The 19,860-nt window shown below is 58.2% G+C and carries 19 protein-coding genes; 7 read left to right on the forward strand and 12 right to left on the reverse strand.

Annotated elements, in window-relative coordinates; translation table 11 throughout:
* Window positions 1-93: 93 nt before the first annotated feature.
* From IC231_RS06005 to IC231_RS06020, 4 genes are all read right to left on the reverse strand, one after another.
* Window positions 94-465: a hypothetical protein gene (locus IC231_RS06005; RefSeq protein WP_190783610.1), complete on the reverse strand. Its 372-nt coding sequence runs from the start codon at window positions 463-465 to the stop codon at window positions 94-96.
* Between the two features lie 150 nt (window positions 466-615).
* Window positions 616-1,251 carry a uridine kinase gene (udk, locus tag IC231_RS06010; protein WP_190783611.1) on the reverse strand — a complete coding sequence of 212 codons (636 nt, stop codon included), beginning with the start codon at window positions 1,249-1,251 and terminating at the stop codon, window positions 616-618.
* Window positions 1,252-1,400: 149 nt separating this feature from the next.
* Window positions 1,401-2,048 (reverse strand): RdgB/HAM1 family non-canonical purine NTP pyrophosphatase, encoded by a 648-nt coding sequence (gene rdgB, locus IC231_RS06015; RefSeq protein ID WP_211538884.1) that lies wholly within the window; start codon window positions 2,046-2,048, stop codon window positions 1,401-1,403.
* Window positions 2,049-2,129: 81 nt separating this feature from the next.
* Window positions 2,130-2,531: a hypothetical protein gene (locus IC231_RS06020; RefSeq protein WP_190783612.1), complete on the reverse strand. Its 402-nt coding sequence runs from the start codon at window positions 2,529-2,531 to the stop codon at window positions 2,130-2,132.
* A 201-nt stretch (window positions 2,532-2,732) separates the two neighbouring features.
* Here IC231_RS06020 and IC231_RS06025 point away from each other — a divergent pair, with 201 nt between their 5' ends.
* From IC231_RS06025 to hemC, 4 genes are all read left to right on the forward strand, one after another.
* On the forward strand, window positions 2,733-2,978 hold the full coding sequence (locus IC231_RS06025; RefSeq protein ID WP_073281407.1) for a type B 50S ribosomal protein L31: 246 nt from the start codon (window positions 2,733-2,735) through the stop codon (window positions 2,976-2,978).
* 178 nt (window positions 2,979-3,156) lie between these two features.
* On the forward strand, window positions 3,157-4,392 hold the full coding sequence (locus IC231_RS06030; protein ID WP_190783613.1) for a GlmU family protein: 1,236 nt from the start codon (window positions 3,157-3,159) through the stop codon (window positions 4,390-4,392).
* A gap of 30 nt (window positions 4,393-4,422) precedes the next feature.
* Window positions 4,423-5,562 carry a DNA polymerase III subunit gene (locus tag IC231_RS06035; protein ID WP_190783614.1) on the forward strand — a complete coding sequence of 380 codons (1,140 nt, stop codon included), beginning with the start codon at window positions 4,423-4,425 and terminating at the stop codon, window positions 5,560-5,562.
* A gap of 207 nt (window positions 5,563-5,769) precedes the next feature.
* A complete protein-coding gene (gene hemC, locus IC231_RS06040) occupies window positions 5,770-6,717 on the forward strand; it encodes a hydroxymethylbilane synthase (RefSeq protein WP_190783615.1) in 948 nt (315 codons plus the stop codon).
* Between the two features lie 85 nt (window positions 6,718-6,802).
* Here the strand turns inward: hemC and IC231_RS06045 are convergent, their stop codons facing one another.
* A complete protein-coding gene (locus tag IC231_RS06045; RefSeq protein ID WP_190783616.1) occupies window positions 6,803-7,441 on the reverse strand; it encodes a DUF2238 domain-containing protein in 639 nt (212 codons plus the stop codon).
* 177 nt (window positions 7,442-7,618) lie between these two features.
* Here IC231_RS06045 and IC231_RS06050 point away from each other — a divergent pair, with 177 nt between their 5' ends.
* Window positions 7,619-8,260: a peptidylprolyl isomerase gene (locus IC231_RS06050; RefSeq protein WP_190783617.1), complete on the forward strand. Its 642-nt coding sequence runs from the start codon at window positions 7,619-7,621 to the stop codon at window positions 8,258-8,260.
* Between the two features lie 35 nt (window positions 8,261-8,295).
* Window positions 8,296-9,195, forward strand: a complete 900-nt coding sequence (locus tag IC231_RS06055) for an SDR family oxidoreductase (protein WP_190783618.1) — start codon at window positions 8,296-8,298, stop codon at window positions 9,193-9,195.
* Between the two features lie 654 nt (window positions 9,196-9,849).
* Here IC231_RS06055 and IC231_RS06060 read toward each other — a convergent pair.
* The 4 genes from IC231_RS06060 to IC231_RS06075 all read right to left on the reverse strand — a co-directional run bounded on the left by IC231_RS06060 (window position 9,850) and on the right by IC231_RS06075 (window position 13,932).
* Window positions 9,850-10,860 carry an ABC transporter permease gene (locus tag IC231_RS06060; protein WP_190783619.1) on the reverse strand — a complete coding sequence of 337 codons (1,011 nt, stop codon included), beginning with the start codon at window positions 10,858-10,860 and terminating at the stop codon, window positions 9,850-9,852.
* Window positions 10,857-11,909, reverse strand: a complete 1,053-nt coding sequence (locus IC231_RS06065) for an ABC transporter permease subunit (RefSeq protein WP_190783620.1) — start codon at window positions 11,907-11,909, stop codon at window positions 10,857-10,859. Before IC231_RS06065 ends, IC231_RS06060 begins: the two co-directional genes overlap by 4 nt.
* Window positions 11,910-11,912: 3 nt before the next feature.
* Window positions 11,913-13,637, reverse strand: a complete 1,725-nt coding sequence (locus IC231_RS06070) for an ABC transporter substrate-binding protein (protein WP_223831325.1) — start codon at window positions 13,635-13,637, stop codon at window positions 11,913-11,915.
* A gap of 79 nt (window positions 13,638-13,716) precedes the next feature.
* Window positions 13,717-13,932, reverse strand: a complete 216-nt coding sequence (locus IC231_RS06075; RefSeq protein WP_190783622.1) for a hypothetical protein — start codon at window positions 13,930-13,932, stop codon at window positions 13,717-13,719.
* A gap of 588 nt (window positions 13,933-14,520) precedes the next feature.
* On the opposite strand from IC231_RS06075, the gene IC231_RS06080 reads away from it, so the two are divergent.
* On the forward strand, window positions 14,521-15,831 hold the full coding sequence (locus tag IC231_RS06080; RefSeq protein ID WP_190783623.1) for a hypothetical protein: 1,311 nt from the start codon (window positions 14,521-14,523) through the stop codon (window positions 15,829-15,831).
* 9 nt (window positions 15,832-15,840) lie between these two features.
* Here IC231_RS06080 and IC231_RS06085 read toward each other — a convergent pair whose 3' ends face one another.
* From IC231_RS06085 to IC231_RS06095, 3 genes are all read right to left on the reverse strand, one after another.
* A complete protein-coding gene (locus IC231_RS06085) occupies window positions 15,841-16,239 on the reverse strand; it encodes a hypothetical protein (protein WP_190783624.1) in 399 nt (132 codons plus the stop codon).
* Window positions 16,240-16,587: 348 nt separating this feature from the next.
* Entirely contained in the window at window positions 16,588-18,621 is a 2,034-nt protein-coding gene (locus tag IC231_RS06090) for an OmpA family protein (RefSeq protein WP_190783625.1), read from the reverse strand.
* Window positions 18,622-18,762: 141 nt separating this feature from the next.
* A complete protein-coding gene (locus IC231_RS06095) occupies window positions 18,763-19,827 on the reverse strand; it encodes a tetratricopeptide repeat protein (protein WP_190783626.1) in 1,065 nt (354 codons plus the stop codon).
* Between the last annotated feature and the right edge of the window lie 33 nt (window positions 19,828-19,860).

Consider the following 19,860-nt stretch of genomic DNA (forward strand, 5'->3'; position numbering starts at 1 on the left):
ACAGAGCTATGCTGCGACACAGGCACTCCTGGTAAGGTCGGCAGGTGGGCTGGCGCGCCGTAGGACCACGCGCGGCTGCCCCACAGGGCAGCGTTAGGGAGCCTGCGGCGAAAGCGCCGCCACCAGCAGCCGGGCGCGGTACACTGCCGCCGGCTGGATGCCCGCCAGCGGGCGAGGCACAGTGAGGGCCCGGCGCACGGCCGGCAGCCAGCTATGCGGCGCAGGCCAGGGCAGCCACGCCTCCAGATCGGGCGCTACGTGCAGCACCAGAGGGCCGGTAGCTTCCAGCGTCACTTTTTGCTTCACCACGGCCACCCGGGCTGGCAGGCCAATGCGCGTAGTTTTGCCGGCCGGCACCCGGAAGGTGGCCACGGCCTGGTGGTTCAGCGACAGCACAAACAGCACAGTGGCTGTGAGCAGCGCAAAACGCACACGGGGCAAAAACTTGGTGAGAAACAGCAGCATGGGAACCCTAAGAGGTACAAATATAGCCAAACCCACCGGGCAAGGCAACGTATACGGGCGGCTTCCGGGCCAACAGGTCGGATAAGGCAACAAAAAAGCGTGTCACTCTACCAGCAACACGCTTTTTTATGCCTATGAAAGCAGGATTGCCTACTGAAGCTGCTTGCTCGCTTCTACCTTGCTTCTCAGGAACGATACCAGCACTTCCAGCGCCCGGTCGAAGTGATGGTTGTTGGGGATAATGATATCCGCGTCGTTTTTGTAGGGCTTGATGTACTTGTCGTAAGTCGGAGCTACGTGGTTGACGTAGCGGTAGAGCACATCTTCCAGGTCGTAGCCCCGCTCGTCCCGGTCGCGCACGATGCGGCGCAGCACCTTCACGTGTTCCTGCGCATCAATAAACACCTTCAAGTCGAGCAGACGAGCCACCTCCTCGAAGTGAAATACAAAAATGCCTTCTACTACCACAATAGGGGCGGGGCGGAACACCAGCTCCGTCGGGGCGGCCGTCGGGTTGTTGAACGTGTATTCGGGCCGGCGTACCTCCTGTCCTTTGCTGATGCTGAGCACATCGGCCGCATAAGCCGCCGAGTCAATCGACGTAGGAAGGTCGAAATGCGTGACGCCCTGCTCGTCTACGAACTGGCTTTCACGCGGGTGGTAGTAGTTGTCCTGCGAAATCAGGCAGATTTCTTCTTCGGAAAACGAAGCCAGCAGCCGGCGCAGAAAAGTAGTCTTGCCGGAGGCGCTGCCGCCCGTGATACCGACGATGAAAGGATGTTGCATGGTGTGGAAAAACGGCCCGTACCGGCGGGGCCAACCCTGCAAAAGTAATGAATTAGGGTGATGAGAGCAGAACGCAAGCGGGTAATAGAGCAGTCAGAGCAGGTTAGTTCTCCGTTTTCTGGTACTTACTCTTCGTTTTACCCAACAAATTACTTGCTCTGCTCCAGAAAGGCCACTAGGCCTGTCACTGCCCGCGCCCGGTGGCTGATGTGGTTTTTCTCGGCCGTCGTCATTTCCGCAAACGTGCGGCCGTCGCCTTCCAGAGGCCGGAATACGGGGTCGTAGCCGAAGCCGCCGGAGCCGCTGGGCGTTTCCGTGATATGGCCTGCTACTTCTCCCGAAAACTCGTGCACCGCGCCGCCGGGCAGCACCAGTGCCACCACCGTCCGGAACCGGGCCGAGCGGTCGGGCTGGCTTTGTAGCTCCTGTAGCAGCTTCTGCACGTTGTCGGCGGCTAGGCGTTGGGGGCCGGCATAGCGGGCCGAGTAGACGCCGGGGGAGCCGCCCAGTGCCGCTACTTCCAGGCCGGTATCGTCGGCGAAGCAGGCCACACCGAAATGCTCCCACACGTAATTGGCCTTCTGGCGGGCGTTGCCTTCCAGCGTGTCCTGGGTTTCGGGTAGCTCCTCATGGCAGCCGATATCAGCCAGGCTCAGCAGTTCGGTGCCAGCAGGCAGCAGCGGCCGGATTTCGTCGAGCTTATGGGCATTATTGGAAGCGAAGCAAAGGCGCATCTTGAGTTGGATGATGAAGAAGTGGTGGAGAAGTGGTGGGGCGATGAGAAGTTCGGCAAGCAAAGATGTGCAGGCGCACCGCCACAAAAAAAGCCGGACCAGCCGGCTACACTCAACAATCAGCAAGCAGCGGCCAACCCGCGTCTATCGAAACATCGACTTAATACTGCCCCAGGAACGCTGTACGGCGCTGGGCGTCTGGCCCAGGGTGCTGGTATAGCTTTGGTCTCCGGTAGTGGTGCGCACCGTGAGGCGGTAGGTATAAGGGCCGCCGCCCTGAGCGCCACGATACACATCCGTGTCCAGATACTGGTACCGCGTTTGGCCGGAAGGCGATGTGGTGCTTATGCGTCCGAAAGCCGGCTCGTTGTTGGCTTTGCGGTACAGCTCGTAGCTCTGCACCCCTGCCTCGTTGGCTACTTCCCACGTTATGCGCACGTTCGAGCCGTCGAAAGCGGCCTGAAACAGCGTAATTGTGGCACTCAGAGCCACCGTGGCGCACAACAGCACCAGCAGCATCAGCGGAAGAGTAGCCTTACGAAACATGGGTGGAGGAGTAAAGTAGATCGATAGGCAATAGAGCAGGGGCAGGGTTTCAAAAATAAACAAATTCCGGTAGCTCACACTGATTCTAGGGATAAATGCAGAAAAGGCCTGCTATAGCTTTTGAAAGTTGGGCGTAACGTGTACTTTTGCAGTCCCTTCCGCAAAATCGGCAGGCAACCAGGTACAAACGGCATTCCGACCATGAAAAAAGACATCCACCCCGAATATCGCGAAGTGGTATTCCAGGACAGCTCCAGCGGCTTCAAGTTCGTAACCCGCTCGACGATGAACTCCAACGAAACCATCACGATGGAAGACGGTAAGACGTATCCCGTGATTAAGGTGGAAGTTAGCTCGGAGTCGCACCCCTTCTACACCGGCAAAAACGTACTGCTCGACACGGCTGGCCGCGTAGAGAAGTTCATGACCCGCTACAAGAAGAAGTAATTTCTGAGGTGCCGGATGGGGCTTGGCCACTGCCTGCCTTAACCAGAAACTCACGAAACTCCCGCCGGCCCTGCCAGCGGGAGTTTTTGTTTTTAAACTTCCCGCAGAAGGCGACCTTTGTACCTCATCCCGGCGGGGCTGACATTGGCTGACCTCGCCCAACCCTCTCAACCGACTCATGCACGTTCTGCTCTTCGACGACCCGGCCATCCGGCCTCATCTGCTGCCGTTCACGTTTACGCGCCCGGTGGCAGCCCTGCGCTGCGGTATCCTGACGATTGCCGAAAAGTGGCAGCACCGGCTGGGCCAGGCTGTCGGCTATCTGACCGAGCCGTATCTGCAGGGTAAGTATCCGGCCGGGGCTACTCAGGGTCCGGCGCTGGTTATCAACGGTGCCGTGTGCCCCGACGACGTGCTGGTGCGGCAGGTGCAGGCGCTGCAAACTGGTGAGGCCCTGTTCTGCAACCAGACGCTGGTGGCCGCGCACCTAGCCGATGCTACCCAGGTAGCTGAGCTGATTCAGGACGGTTTTCAGAAGACCCGCGACGTAGCCGAGCCCGTTACCGTCATTCGGGAGGTGTGGCACCTGTTTCTGCGCAACGGCGCCGAAATTCGCCGCGACTTCGATTTGCTGACCAAGGGCCGGCAGTCGGCTCCTATCGGGGATGCGCATACCATTGTGTATGCTCCGGAAAACGTGTTTATCGAGCCCGGTGTGAAAATCAGGGCGGCCATTCTGAATGCTGAGAACGGCCCGATTTACCTCGGCAAGAACTCACAGGTGCACGAAGGCGCCATCATCAGCGGGCCACTGGCGCTCTGCGAAGGCAGCCACATCAACGCCGGAGCCAAAATGCGCGGCGACAACACCGTGGGGCCCTACAGCAAGGTGGGCGGCGAAGTCGGGAACAGCATTCTGCTCGGCTACTCCAACAAGGGCCACGACGGCTACCTCGGCAACTCCGTGATAGGGGAGTGGTGCAACCTGGGCGCCGACACCAACACCAGCAACCTCAAAAACAACTACGCGCCCGTCAAAATCTGGAGCCACTCGGTGGGTCGCTTCGTGAATACCGGCCAGACCTTCTGCGGCCTGATGATGGGCGACCATAGCAAGTGCGGCATCAACACCATGTTCAATACGGGCACGGTAGTGGGCGTGGGCGCCAATATTTTCGGAGCCGGTTTCCCGCGTACGTTCATCCCGAGCTTCAGCTGGGGCGGCGCGGCCGGTTTCGAAACCTTTAAGCTCCCGAAAGTGAAGGAAGTGGCGGAGCGCGTAATGGCCCGCCGCCAACTCACCTACGACGCCGTGGAGCAGGGCATCATGCAGCACGTGTACAAGCAGACGGTGAAAGACCGGGTGTGGGAAAAAGCCGCTCCTGCCGCGCCGGAAGCCGGCGTGGAGCTGTAAACCGGTAACTGAAAGCGGCAACCCAAGAAAATGCGTTTCTCCGACATTCCTGGCCAGCAGCAGGTCAAGCAATTGCTGGTGCAGAGTGTGCGCCGCAACCACGTGGCGCACGCGCAGTTGTTTCGCGGGGCCGAGGGCTCGGCGGCTTTGGCGCTGGCGCTGGCGTACGCCGCGTTTCTGAACTGCGAAAGCCGCACGCCGGAGGCCGAGGATTCCTGCGGGCAGTGCCCCAGCTGCCAGAAAATCGACAAGCTGATTCATCCCGACCTGAACTTCATTCTGCCCGTCACGACGACCAAGGCCGTGCCCAAGGATGCTACCAGCAGCAAGTTTGCGGCGGAGTGGCGCGGCTTCGTGCTCGAAAATCCCTACCAGGGCTTCAACGACTGGATGCAGCACATCGGGGCTGAAAACAAGCAGGGCAGCATTTCCAAGGAAGAAAGCCTGCAGCTGCTGCGGCTGGTGAGCCTTAAGGCGTTTGAGGCGCGGTTTAAGCTCGTCATTATCTGGCTGCCCGAGCTGATGCATCCGGCCGCCGCCAATGCCGTGCTGAAGCTGCTGGAAGAGCCGCCACCTGCTACCGTATTTCTGCTGGTAAGCTTCTCGCCGGAGCTTTTGTTGCCCACCATCATCAGCCGGGTGCAGCCCGTGGTGGTGCGTCCGCTCTCGGAAGAGGAGTTGACGAACTGGCTGCGCGATGCGCACCAAGTACCCGAGGTGAAAGCCCGGCAACTGGCCCAACTGGCCGAGGGCAACCCCGGTATGGCCCTGGCCGCGCAGGCCTCCACTGCCGCCGACCACGACTACTTCGACCTTTTCGCGAAATGGATGCGCACCTGCTTCAGCAACAAAGTGAGCGACATTCTGGAGAAGAGCGACGAGTTTCAGAAGCTGGGCCGCGAAAACCAGAAGGAGTTTCTGCAATATGCTCTCACGCTCCTGCGGAAGGTGCTGCTCTTTGGCCTCGACCCGAAACTGGTGCCCCATCTGTCGGCGCAGGAGCAACCGTTTGTGCAGGGCTTCAGCCGCTTCGTGACGCCCCGCAACGCCGACCCGCTCACTCGTGAGCTGAACGAGGCGCACTACCACATTGAGCGCAACGCCAGCCCGCGTATGGTGTTCGTGGATACTTCGCTGCGGGTAGCAGAGCTACTGAAAATGTCCTCGTAGGGCTTCCAAATGCAGAAAATATAGTTTGGTAAAAAGCTATAGCTGCCGCTAAAACTGCTATAGCCACTGCGGCCTGACAGACTGCCTTACCTTTGCCGAACGCAAGGAAATAAAATCCACGCGAAGCACAAACGTTGCAGCCCCTGCTTTTTGTGGCTTGGCAACGCAACCAGCGGCACTACAGGGCCGGCAGAAACAGCATAGAATATGGCTCGTACTATTCGCATCGGCACCCGCGGCAGCAAGTTGGCGCTGTGGCAGACCCACCACGTAGCAGACCGCCTGCAGCAGGCCGGCCTCACCACCGAAATCGTCATCATCACCACCAAAGGTGACGTGGTGCTGGACCGCTCCCTCGATAAAATCGGGGCGAAAGGCGTGTTCACGGAAGAGCTGGAGGTTGGGCTGCGCACGGGGCACATTGATATTGCCGTGCATAGCGCCAAAGACGTCCAGAGCTCCATTCCGGATGATTTGGAGCTACTTGCTTTTATGGAGCGGGAGCAGGTAAACGACGTAGTGGTAAGCTACCATGCCGACCTCGACCTGCAGCGCCCTGGCCTAGTGCTAGGTACCAGCAGCACCCGCCGCAAAGCCATGCTGAAACGGTTTTTGCCCAATGCTACTACTGCCGAGGCGCGTGGCAACCTCCAGACCCGTCTGCGTAAGCTGGAAGAAGGACAGTATGATGCCCTGGTGCTGGCCTACGCGGGCGTACACCGCATGAACTACGACGGCCTTATCCGCCACGTGCTGCCCGAAACCCGGTTTGTGCCGGCTACGGGCCAGGGCAGTGTCGCCATTGAATGCGCGCGAAGCCTGGAGCCAACCCTCAAAGCCGAGCTGCACCACGCCCTCGACCACCCCGCTACGCACTTGTGCCTGGCTGCCGAACGGGCCTTTCTGCGCACCATGGAAGGCGGGTGCAGTATTCCTTCCTTTGCGCTGGCCACGCTGGATGCAGCATCCAGTACTGTGCATTTGCACGGAGGCCTCATTAGCCTGGATGGGGAGCAGTTTATTGAAGAAATGGCGCACGCACAAACCAGTGAGGTAGAGGCGCTGGGTATCCGGGTGGCCGAAAGCGTGCTGGCCCGTGGCGGCCGGGAAATACTGGAGAGCATTCGGCTGCAGCGGAACGAAAGCAGCACATAGGAGCCTGCCTTGTGTGGCATCCGGAATAACCAAAAAAGCCCTGCTGCCATGGCAGCAGGGCTTTTTTGGTTATTCCGGCATTAATCTAGCCTGGTTTTTGGCCGCGCCCAAACAGCGCGTAAAGCAGCAGGGCGAAAACAGCGCCGCTGGTATCAGCCAGCATATCCTTTTGCGCATCCCAGATGTCGCCCTGGCTACCAAGGAAGGCGGCACCGGCATTACCACCGGCTACTTCCGCATATACCCACTCAATCAGCTCGTAGGCCATAGCCACTGTGCCAATCACACACAGCGGAAACAGGTAGCTGATAGTGCGGTTGCGAATGGTGCCATAGCGGTCCGTCAACTCCAGGATGGCGTAAGCGTAAAAGCCTACCGAGAAGTGTGCCACCCGGTCATACATGTTGCGCTTAAAGCCAAACAGCTGATTAAACCAGTCGAAAGGCACTTTCTCGAATGTGTAGTGGCCGCCTACGGTGTGCATGAAAATCAGCACGCTCATCAGGGCGTATGCCAGATTGGAAAACCGGGTACCGCGCACATACAGCACTACCAGCGCCAGCACAATCAGAAAAATCGGCACATTCTCGGCCCACCACGTACCTCGCTCGGCGGGGCTGATACCCAGCACCACAAATTCAATCAGATATATTGCCAGCAGCAGCTTCGGGAACCAGTGCGACGAGGCGGCGGCTGGCAGAGACAGGGAAGAAGTAGAGTTCATGTAGAAGAAATTAAGCGCAATACTGGCGCCCCATACGGCGTTTTGGCGATGAAGGCGGAAATGAAGAAAGAAATATAGTGCTTTGACCTTATGCTTCTTTTGCTCGGATAGCCCAGCACGTGCCCTGATACCCGGTAAACATCTTAATTTCGCCGCCTAACCTCTGTGAGTTTTCCCATGCGTTCTGTTTTCCGTGTTTCTGCGCTGCTGAGTGTATTTCTGCTCCTGCTGACTTCTATGGCTGTTGCCGCCAAGGCGCCCAAACCCAGTAAAAAAGACCAGCTTGTAACCATCAGTACCTCGCTCGGCGACATCAAGCTGATTCTTTTTGATGCCACGCCTCAGCACAAGGCCAACTTCCTAAAGCTGGCGGAAAGCGGCTTCTACAACGGGACCACCTTTCACCGGATCATCCCCAACTTCATGGTGCAGGGTGGCGACGCCAATTCCAAGGACGCTGACCCCGCCAATGATGGCATGGGCCAGCCCAATGAGCAAACCATTCCGGCTGAAATCCGGCCGGAACTGAAGCACCGGTTTGGCGCGCTGGCTGCTGCCCGCCAAGGCGACTTCGTAAATCCGCAGCGGGCCAGCAGCGCCTCGCAGTTCTACCTCGTGCAAAACCACCAGGGCACCTCCCACCTTGATGGGCAGTACACGGTGTTTGGGCAAGTGGTGAGCGGGCTTGATATAATCGACAAGATTGCCGCGCAGCCCAAAGACGACCGTGACCGTCCCCTGACCGACCTCAAGATGACGGTGAAAGTGGAGAAGCTGAAGAAGAAAAGAATCACAGAACTCTATGGCTACGCGTACTAGCGCCGCCCGCTTTCCTGCTTAGTGTGGCTGCCACGATGCGTATTCTCGTCACCGGAACCAACGGCCTGCTGGGGCAGAAGCTGGTAGGGCTTCTGCGCACCCAGCCGGATGTGGAGCTGGTTGCCACTTCGCGGGGCCCTAACAAGCTGGCGAAGCTGTATCCGGACGTGCGGTTTTTGTCATTGGATGTGACCAGCAAAGCGGCAGTTGCACGGGTGCTGGCGCAGGTGCAGCCCTCCCACGTCATCCATACGGCTGCCATGACCAATGTAGACGAGTGCGAGCTGAACCGCGAAGCGTGCTGGCTACACAACGTCACGGCGGTAGAGCATCTGGTGGCGGCCTGCGAAGCTCACGACGTACATCTGACCTTTCTGAGTACCGATTTCGTGTTCAGTGGCAAACAGGGGCCGCTGGTCGAAGACGCGGTGCCAGCGCCTGTGAATTTTTATGGCGAAAGTAAAGTGGCGGCCGAGGAAATTGTGCAGGCCAGCCGCATACCCTGGGCCATTGTGCGTACGGTGCTCGTGTACGGCACGGCCCACAACTATGGCCGCACCAATATTGTGCTTTGGGTGCGCGACTCGCTACGGGCCGGCCGCTCCATACAGGTCGTCAACGACCAGTTCCGCACTCCTACGCTAGCCGAAGATCTGGCCCAGGGCTGCTGGTTGGTAGCCCGGCGACACGCCACGGGCATCTACCACATCAGCAGCGACGAACTGCTGACACCTTATCAGATGGCGCTTCGGGTGGCGGCATATTTTTGGTTGGATGCGTCTCTCATCTCGGAAGTAAATGCCAGCACGTTTTCGCAGCCCGCCAAACGGCCATTGCGTACGGGTTTCGTAATCAGTAAAGCCCGGCAGGAGTTGGGTTATCAGCCTCATTCCTTCGATGAGGGAATAGCGCTGCTGGCAAGCCAAGTAAGGTAGCAGGGGCCTGCAGTTTTAAATAAACGCAAAAACCCCGCAAGCAAAGCCAGCGGGGTTTTCACACACCTATTGCAACATTATTCACCAGTTGTCTTTGCTCCCTTAGCAAAACCAACCTTTATAAAAAAACACATCAATCCTTGTAGCCCTGTTTAGTTTCAAGTAGAAATGTGCCCACCAGAAGCCCGCCTACCAGTACCGCAGTACCCGTGCGCAGTGCTTGCTGTCCAACATCATAGGGTATCACTTCTCCGTCAATAGTCTGGAACCCAGCCAGCGTTTTCACGGCTCGTTGGCAAGTGGCCATTTCCAAAAGCAAGTAACGCAACGCGTATCCCTGCCGACGCTTGAGTAGTAGTGAGGCCATGAGGAGCCAGAGGCAACAGCTTGATATGTGCCTATGGACTCCTGTAAATCCCTAAGCACATATCAAAAGTAGCCTGAAGTACAGCCGCTGTAAAGGACAGTTGAGAGTAAAATGTGACAGTTGAAATAGTGGCGTGGAGTACACAGATATAACACAGGTAGCATACACTGCCTGTCGCTGTAATGTGCACTGAATGTTAGCTTATAGATAGTTAGTTGTTGATTGTCTGCCTACTTGGTGCCAAGTGACCTGAATAATGACTGCATATAGATAGCTGAATTGTGACATCAGGGCGCCTGCAATACCCGGCTATGGGGTTCGGGAGCCGCTACCAACCGGCGCAGGGATAAGGCAGTCAGAAGCAGTGCAATAGTTGGGAATACGATGAGCCACCAACAGGACGGCGCAATCCGGCCGGCAGCGAGTAGGCGGCCCCAGCTAGGTAACTCAGGCGGCAGTCCTACCCCCAGAAAGGACAAGGTGGTTTCAAGGCTGATAAGTATGGCCAGGCTGAGTGGTACCGCGGTACGTACCACGTGCCAACAATTGGGCAGAACGTGACGAAGAAGGATTTGGTGTGCCGGCAGGCCCAGGGCAACAGCTGCTTCGAGGTAAGGCAGCCAGCGGATTCGGCGCACTTCAGCACGAATCAGCCGGGCCGTAGGCACCCAGAATGTGAGTGTAAGCAACAGAACAAGGGTGGTAACACTGGGCGTAACGGCTGTGGCAACCAGCACCACCAGCAACAGCCGCGGCAAAGCGGCCAGAAACACAATAGCTGCTGATACCAGAGAATCGACGGGCAGGGCAACGGTAGTACGCCACTGCGAAAACCGCGACAGGGCAACGCTCAACAACAGGCCACCTCCGGCCGTACACCAAGGCCACCACCCTGCCAGTACACTGTTTGCCGGTGCTGCGAAGAAGATGTAAAAGATCAGCGCCACGGCCACTGAACCCAACCAGTGCTTTGGTATCCGCAGACGGGTGTTGCCCCAATATCCAGCGGCAACTCCTAGTGCGGTGCCTAATGCGCTGGCAAGCAGGGTAGTTGGTATACTGACCAGCAGAGCAGTGCGTGCGCCATACAGCATGCCGCGTAAGACATCCTGACCCTGCGAGTCAGTACCAAGTAAGTGGCCGGGGGTAAGCGGAGCGGCATTGCTGCGCAGCAGGTCAGGGCCGGTGGGTAAAGAAAACAAATCAGCGAGTAGCGCAGCCGCTGCCAGCAGCAACAGCCAGCCGAGGCTAAGGTGCCAGCTCCAGTTGCGCTTGGTACGAAGGCCGGTGCTGGTCATGCCGGGCGGTTTCTGAGCCGTGGGTCGGCGAGCAAATACAGCGCCTCCGCTAGCCAAAGCGAAATCTGGCGTACCACTACTACCAACCCCACGCCTGCCAGCAGCACGGGAAAATCACGGGCGGCGGCAGCTTCGGCAAGCAGCCGGCCGAAGCCGGGCAGGGCAAAAATCAACTCCACGACCAAGGAGCCCGCCAGTAAGTTAGGGAGCAGGTCGGTGAGCAAGGTAATGCTGGGAAGCAGGGCATTGCGCAGGGCATGGCGGCGCAGGGCCTCTGCTGCCGATAGTCCTTTAGCCCGCGCTGCCAACACATATTCCTTCTTGATTTCTACCTGCAGAGCGCCGGCCAGCTGCACGGCTGGCGCCGTAATGCCAGTCAAAACCAGGCTGGCTACCGGCAATACCAGATAGCTCAGATAATTAATAGGTGCACTCCGGAAAGATACCGCATCTGTGCCGAGGCCGTAAGCCGGAAAAAGGGCCAGCATATCCGGACTGGCCAGAAACAGCAGCAGCAACAGCGCTACCACAAACAGCGGCAAGGTATCCAGCGCAAACAAGGTAGCCAGCGCCAGACGGCGCCCTGATACAGCCAGCCAGATGCCCAGCGGCAAAGACAGCCCGGCTAGCAGGGCCGCCGACAACAGGGTGAGAGACACCGTATGATACAAAGAGCCACGTAGTAGCTCGCCCACCGGTTCGCCGGTGCGGTACGATTGGCCGGTATCACCCTGAAGCAGCTTGCTTAGCCAGCGGTGATACTGATTCTGGGTGCCGGTCCAGCGCCAGCGCGGTGCCAGCGGGGCCTCGGATACATCCGCCTGAGTCAGGTAGAAAAGCGGAATATCCAGCCCTAGACGATGCCGGGCCTGTGCCTGGGCCACCTGTAGCTGTTGGGCGGAAGCGGCGAGAGGAACGCTAGAAGAGGCAAAGCGCGCCAGCAGATCCTGCTCATTCGGAAGAGTACGCGTAAGCAGAAACAGCAGGGTTATGATGCCCCAGCTGATAAGCAGCGTCTGACCCAGTTGAGAAAAAAAACGCCCCGCCATCCGTCAAGGCTTGGCAGACGCGAGCTGCAGACTCAGTACATCGTAGCCCGGGCGCACGCTCAGCGTCCGCACCGACGTTACGCGGCGGGTGGTGATGAGCCGGTTCCGCGTAAAATACAGCACCACCAGCGGCGACTCGCGCCGTAGCAGCACCTGGAAGCGCTTCAGCAGCCGGGCATGGCGCTCCGGAGAGGGCTCGGCTGTTATGGCTTCGATGAGCTCGTCGGCTGCCGGCTGGCTGAAACGACTATAATTAATCAGGCCGATACCACGTGTATGCAGCAGAGGCATAAAATTGTAAGCGAATGGATTTCCGGATGTTTTACGGATGAACATGTCCGTATCGCCGGTGGCTAGCTGTTGTTGAAGCAGGCCTGCCTCCGCAGGGCGTAGCTGCACCTCAACCCCAATACGCGCCGCAGCGGCCTGAAACTGCAGCGCCACGGTTTCATGCTCGGTAGCACCCGCATGGTAGCTGATACGCAAAGCCAAGGGCCCGATTTTGCCGTTCCACCAGCCGCCGGCGGGGCGCAGCTGCCAGCCCGCTAACTGGAGCTGGCGACGGGCTTCAACCGGAGAAAAAATGAGATTCGGCAAGCTGTCCTGGTAAGCCAGTCGGTCGTGCGGGTTTATCAGGCTTACACTTCGGTACGCCAGCCCCTGATGCGTTGCCTGCATCAGATCCGGAATATTGAACAGGAGACTGAGTGCCCGCCGGGTAGCCGCCGTGCGTAGCATGGGCCGTTGCGTATTGAAGCCGACCACCAGCATATCGTACGAGTCGGCCGTGTAAAACGCCAGCCGTGCCGTGTCGGCCGAAGCCCGCATTGCCGTGAAGTCACGCGCGGTAGGCATCGGGTACAGGTCCAGGCTGCCGCGCCGCAATGCCAGTAGGGCAGTCGTATTGTCCGGAATTATTTGATAAGCCAGCTTCTCGGGTCTGGCCTGCAGCCACGGGGGCGGCTTGGGCAAGCGGTTGGCCCACCAGCCCGCTTTACGTTCCAGCACCATGTAACGGTTGCTTTCCCAGCTTTTGAGCCGATAGGGACCACAGCCGGGAAGCCGATCCGGGTGCCGCGACAACTGCGCTTGCCGGTAGCGTGCCGCGAAAGCACGGAGTGCCGGATGGCGCCTGACGGCTTCTGCCGTATCAGTGCGTAGCAGGGCCAGTGGCACGGCCCGTAGCGTACCTAATGGGTCAAGGGAATATTCCGGCAGGATGGAATAGTCGCCGGATGCCAGTACAATATCCGGCGAAGCGCTGCTGCAAATCAGGGTAAAGCGCCGGGAATCAGCAGAGTCCAGCTCTATTTCCTGCACAAACCCATATTGGGCTCGCGCAAACTCAGTGGGAAGTCCCGGGCAGTGCATCACCCGAAGGGTGAAGGCGACGTCACGGGCCAGTACAGGCTGGCCGTTGTCCCAGGTAGCTTCTGCCCGAAGCTGGTAGGTGAGGCGGGTCAGGGAGTCGTGCCGGCTGATTTTCGGCAGAGACTCAACCAACCACGGTACTATTTGAAGTTGTTCCGGATTGCTGGTCAGCAAACTGCAATGCAGTAAGTTGATAACCTCAAGCGCCTGTGGGGAACTCACCAGGAGCGGATCCAGCGTTTCGGGGTCACTGGGCCAGCGGATACGGATTGTATCCGCAGAGTCCGTAGAAGCAGTACAGCCGGTAAGCGCGCCACAAAGGACCAGTAGTAATACTAAGCTCGGAAGAAGCCTCATGGATGCGCAGCGAGCAGATTAAACCTGCTGGGCAAGTTAGCTAAGAATTCCGATGGCACGTATTCCGGGCTGCGAAGTCCTACTTGCCCGTCCAGCCGCCCGAGCCGTGGTCAGCGTCGATACCAGTCCAGCCACCTGAACCATGGTCAGCGTCAATGCCCGTCCAGCCGCCCGAGCCGTGGTCGGCGTCGATACCAGTCCAGCCACCCGAGCCATGGTCAGCATCTGCCGACATAATCGTAGGATTTGAGAAGGTGCTGATTTGAAACAGGGCGATGGCGAGTAATTCCAGCATGGCGTTGAGGAGTTGTGTCGTTCAAGTGATTGATTGACACAAAGGTGGGCGCAAACTCAAGCCGCGTAAAGGAAAGACTTGTTGGAAAAGTGATTTGTATAAAAATTATAATTTGTTTAATATAAATTATAGGCCAGAATAGATAAAGTTGGATATCTCCTTATTGCAAAGCTAACTGGTATGATGAAAGATGCTCAAATCCCGTTGAAATGTGACATCTTGGCTCAAAAAAAAGTCTATTTCCTCTTTACAAAGGTCTGGATAGATTCCTGTGGTTGTAAAGGAAAATCTGTGTTGTTTTGTGACAGGGCTTTCGCCAGCAGAAAAAAGTGCTGAAGCCGGCCTACAGCTTTTATTCCGGTTTTTAGAATGGACGATTTGACAAATTTGGCTCGTATTGTGACAGACAGGAAGCTGAAAGTGCTTCCTCTGCTGGATTTTACTACCCGAAATTCGTCCAATAAAGAGATGCAACTGGTAAGGCTGCTTACCGATAACCAGTCAAGAACACAGCAGCAGATCATTAAGTCGCTGTATAGCAAGACCGATAAGGTGCGGCAGACGGCCTTTCGTAAACTTAAGTCGCGGGTGCAGCAAAAGCTACTCAATCACCTCTACTTTCTCGATGAGACTGATCCGCGGCATCTGGTTTCGCGGCGGTATGAGCACCAGTTTCTGGGCCTGTACCTGCAGGTGAGTACGCTATACTCGGAAGGTGAGTTGAAGGCCGCTGAGCCGCTGTGCCGCAAAGCCTTACGCATTGCCCAGACGCAGGAGATGACGCAGTATGCTGTGTTGTGCGGGCAACTGTTGCGTAGCATTTATGCCGATATGCGGCTGCCGGTGCGCTACCAGGCCAACAAGGAACTCCTGGCCAGAAACCAGCAGCTGCTGGCACTGGAAGAAGAAGCTGCCCAGATTTATTGGGATATAAAAGCCACCATTGCCTACACCGTGCGTACGAGGCGCTCTATCCTGGAGAAGATGGAGGTGCACGTAAAACAATTGGAGCAGCTGCACCGCCAGGCCGGTTCCTACGCTACCTTCCTCTACCACTACCGCACCCGCCTGATTCAGGAAGAGCTGATAGGAAACTATGAGGCGGTGATACGGATAACGGCAGATACCGCTCAGCAACTGGCGCAGGGCAAGATAAACGACAAGCGCTTTGACAAGCGGTTCAATGCGTACATAAGCGTTTATGCGCATTTCAGGAGCCGCCAGGCCGTTAAAGGACTAAAGCTGGCGGAGGAATACGCCAAGGACTTTCACTATTCGTCGGTCAACTGGCTCTACTACCTGGAGATTTATCTGCTGCTGGCTATCCATGCCGGGCAGTATGGGCAGGCGCTGGAGTTGATGGATACTGCCCGCAAGAATGTTCATTTTGCAAAACAGCGCGCCCTGGCTCAGCAGCGCTGGGACCTGTATGAAGCCTATCTGCAGTTTGTGCGCCCGGAAATATCGCCGGTGCGGATGCGCAACTTCACCACTTTCGTGCAGACTATCCCGGACCATAGCCGCGACAAGCAGGGCTACAACGTAGCCGTACTGATTCTGCAGTTTCTACACTTTCTGCGCCAGCGGGATGTAGAAAGCATCTTAACGCGTCTGGAAGGCTTGCGCAAGTACCAGCAGCGGCACCTGCGGGAGTCAGGCAACCTGCGCAGCCAGTTGTTTTTCCGGATGCTGGCTGTTACCGTGAAATCGGACTTCGACCCCGTGCGCAGCCAGCAGAAGGCGGAGCCGCTGCTGAAGAAGCTGCAGGCTGCCCCGCCGCCCGGTGAAGCGTTTGCCGAAATTGAGATAGTACCCTACGAAGAGCTGTGGCAGATAACGCTGGAAATCCTGCGTGCCACAGCGCTTTACAATGCCTTGCAGGATCAGGAACTGCGGTAAACCCGAGGGCTAGTGCCCAGCCGTTTTGGTAGGCACAGCCGCCGGCTTGTTTACCGACAGGGTGCTTTGCGCAGGCACCGTAGACGCTAAGTAGCGTTGAAACTGGGCTTCGGTCAGCACGGCTTTCAGCTTCTCAGCATACTCCTGCTCTGCCACCCGGAGCTTGTTCTGGCGCATAGACGGGTCGTCGCCGTACATGGTGTTTATTTGGCTTTCCTGCACAAGCCGGTCGTAGGTGAGGCGGCGTACCTGCACTGAGCGGGCGTCATCGAGGGCTATACGGCTGGCCAAATGCCGGGTCACTTCCATTGCTTCTGAGCGAAGCTTGTCGGTGCCCTGCTGGGCGTGTGCAGAGAAAGAAAGCAGACCGCAGCCGCCGGCAATCAGTAGGGAGAATAGTCGTTTCATATCTGAGCGGAAGAACGGGGTTTGGCCGTATCTCTTACAAAGAAAGCAATGTTTTATATGATTAATGCTGCATTGTGTAATTATTTTGAAATATGTCAAGAACAAGTAGCAATACCGGTAGTGTATTTGGCGGCCAGCCTAGGCTCACGGTAGCCTGCCAAAGGCAGTGACCAAAAATGCCACCCCAGGAATTGCCCCAGGCACTGAGTCAGGGCGACAGTAAGAGCCATAGCAGTCTGGCCGCTACACCAAACTGCTATAGGAACTGCTGCTAGGGTTGCGCCAGCCGCGCAAAAACCGGGTGTTCTGGCCACGTGGCCAGTTTCGCGCACGCCGTATGGACTACTACTACTTACCCGTGACTTTAAACTCAGTACGACGGTTTTGCTGGCGGCCCGCCTTGGTGGTATTCGGTGCTACGGGCTGCGAGTCGCCGTAGCCAGCGAAGGTGAGGCGGTCTTTAGCCACCCCTTTTGTCACGAGGTAGTCTACCACGGCTTTGGCGCGGCGCTGGCTCAGGTCTTTGTTGTAAGCGGCGTTGCCCACATTATCGGTGTGGCCGGATATTTCCAGGCGCAGGGCGGGCGTCTCGGCGAGCAGCTTCTGCAGGCGCTCCAGCTCGCCGGTGCTTTCCTTGCGCAGTGTGGCCTTATCGAAGTCGAAGAAGATATTGTTCAACACCACCTTCACGCCCACATCCAGCTTCTTGAGCTGTACATCCTTTATCACCTCCGAATAGGCGGCACCAGCCGGCAGATCGAAGTTTTCGGAGTGGAACAAGTAGCCTTCCTGGCGTACCACAATGCCATAGTTTACGCCCGAAGGCAGGCTTACGAGGTAGCGGCCCGACTGCGCGTTGGCCCGGAATGAGGCAATGTTTTCGTTGCGCGAGTTGTCGATGACGTCAATGGTGGCCTCCAGGGGCTGCTTGCTGGCCGCATCGGTCACGGTGCCTTTCAGGATGGTGACCTGAGCCGTAGCCACAGGTACGGGCGGGGCTAGCAGCGTTTCTTTCACGGGCTGGGCACGCGAAGCCAGCAACTGGTCTTCCTGGCTAAGGACGGGGGGCTTTTCGGCCCCCAGAAACGTAATCTGGTAGATGTCCTTGGAGCCCATTCCATCGTCTCGGAAGGAGGAATAATAGCCGTGCCGGCCCGACGCAGAAATTACGAAAAACACGTCGTCGTCGGGGGTGTTGATGGGCCAGCCCAGGTTTTCGGGCGCACTCCACTGCCCGTTCTGAAACGTGGACTTGAAGATGTCGTAGCCGCCCATGGAGTTGTGGCCTTCCGACGAGAAGTACATTGTCTTGCCATCGGGGTGCAGAAACACGCCTTCCTCACCGTACGGTGTGTTGATGGCGGGGCCGAGGTTGACGGCCGGGCCGCGGCCCTCAATTTCAATCTTGTAGATGTCGCGCCCGCCCAGTCCGCCGGGTTTGTCGCTCACAAACAGCAGGCTGCGCCCATCCGGCGTGTAGGCCGCCGACGACTCGTGCGCCTTGCTGTTGATGCGTGAGCCGAGCTGGCGGGGCTTGCTCCATTCGGCGCCGCGCAGGTTGCTTTCGTTCAGGTCGCCGCCGTTGTCTTCCACATACACCAGCAGGCGCTGGGCATCGGGCGCGAGGCCGACGGTGGCGTCGTGGCCGGCGGTGTTCACCGTTTCGCCGAGGCCGCGGGCCGGGCCCCAAGCCCCGTTTTCGCGGTTGCTCTGGTAGATATCCTCAAAAAAGCCCCCCGATTCGGGGTCCTTCTCACCGCCCGTCGAGCCCTGGCGGCGCGAGGTAAACAGAATCACTGATTCATCGGCGGAAATAACGGGACCGTAATCGGGGTAGGGCGAGTTGACGCCCGGCCCGGCGTTGTCCACGAACACCCGGATGGGCTTAGCTTCCAGCTTGCGGCCGTTTTCACATTCTTTGATTTTCTTCTGAATGTCCTGCGTGAAGCCGGTGGTGTTTTTGGTGCCGGTAGCGGGCGTAGCCTGCTTGTATTCAGCTATGGCCTCCTGCCACTTGCCGTTCAGGTGCAGCCCGCGGCCCAGCAAATAGTGGATACGAGGATCGACGCCGGAATTGAGCTGATACGCCTTCTGCAGATACGCCAGGGCCCGTGGCTTGAAACCCGAGTGCAGGTAACAATCCCCGATTTTGAGGTTTAGCTCCGCGTTTTCGGCATTAAATTTCTGCGCCTCCAGGTAGTGCGGCAGGGCCTGCTCGTAGCGCGGCGGGTCGGCCTGGTACCACTCATCCCCCAGCTTGATAGCCTTAAGGGCCGCCTTCAGGCCGTCTTTATTCGCGCCGAACTGCTCTTTGCTGAACTCCACACTTTGGGCCTGCGCGGCTGAGGAAAGCAGAAGCAGAGCGAGTAGGTATTTGTACATAGTGGTATGAAGCTATTGGGAGGGCGTCATGCTGAGCTTGCCGAAGCATCTCTACCTCTGGCTAACTTTTGTGATTAGCACTGCGGTAGAGATGCTTCGGCAAGCTCAGCATGACGTTCATTTTCATTGAGAAGCACGCAACTACTCGCCGCAGCCGGAGTTGGCGGCGTAGTTGTTGCCGATTTCCAGGCCCAGTTCGGCGGCTTTGCGCCAGTCCTGGCAGGCGCCGTCGGCGTTGCGCAGCATTTCGCGGGCGTGGCCCCGGTTGAGGTAGGCCTCGGCGTATTGCGGGTTCAGGGCAATGGCTTTGCTGGCGTCGGCATCGGCCTTTTTATAGTCCTCCAGCTTGAGGTAGGCGGCGGCGCGGTTGTTCCAGGCAAATGCATAAGTGCCATCCAGCTCCGTGGCCCGCCCAAAGTCCTCGGCAGCGCCTTTGTAGTCGCCGGACTCGTAGCGGGCGGCCCCACGGTTGGTGTAGGCCGTAGGGTTGTCCTGCTTCTTGCGCAAATACTCAGTGTAGTCGGCCAGCGCGCCTTTCAGGTCGCCAGCGCGGCGCTTGGTACCAGCGCGGTTCAGCAGGGCCGGGAGCAGCTCGGGCTGCAACGTGAGGGCTTTGGTGTAGTCCTGGATGGCGGCCGGATACTCCTGCAGCTGCCGTTCGGCGCTGGCGCGGTCGTGCCAAGCGTAGGCGTAGTTGGGGTCGGCTTTGGTGGCCTGGTCGAAATCCGCTTTGGCCGCCTTGTAGTCGCCTTTCTCGAACCGCAACGCGCCGCGGTAGTACCACGCCGGAGCGTACGCCGGGGTGACTTCCACGGCTTTCGAGTAGTCCTGCTCGGCTTCGGCGGGCTGCTGCAGCGCCTCCCGGGCCTGGCCCCGCCCAAAGTAGGCTGTGCCGTCCTTCAGGTCGAGCTTCAGGGCCGCGTCGTAGTCCTGCACGGCGGGCTGGTAGTCTTTCAGCTCGTAGCGGGTGGTGGCGCGGTTGTAATAGGCGCGGGCAAAGTCGGGCCGTAAAGTCAGGGCCTTATCAAAATCCAGCAGCGCGGCGCGGTAGCTCTTCTGGTTGAACTTAGCCACCCCGCTGTTATAAAGCTTTTCAGCCTGCTGGGCCGGGGGCAGGGTGGAGGCCCGCACCGTATCTACCTGGGCCTGCGCCGCCAGGGCCGATAGGCTAAGCGCGGCAGTAAAGAGTATCGATTTGTGTATCATATCCGGCCGGTTTGCTTCGGCAGGATAAATGTA

Source organism: Hymenobacter duratus (assembly GCF_014698995.1).
GTDB lineage: Bacteria > Bacteroidota > Bacteroidia > Cytophagales > Hymenobacteraceae > Hymenobacter > Hymenobacter duratus.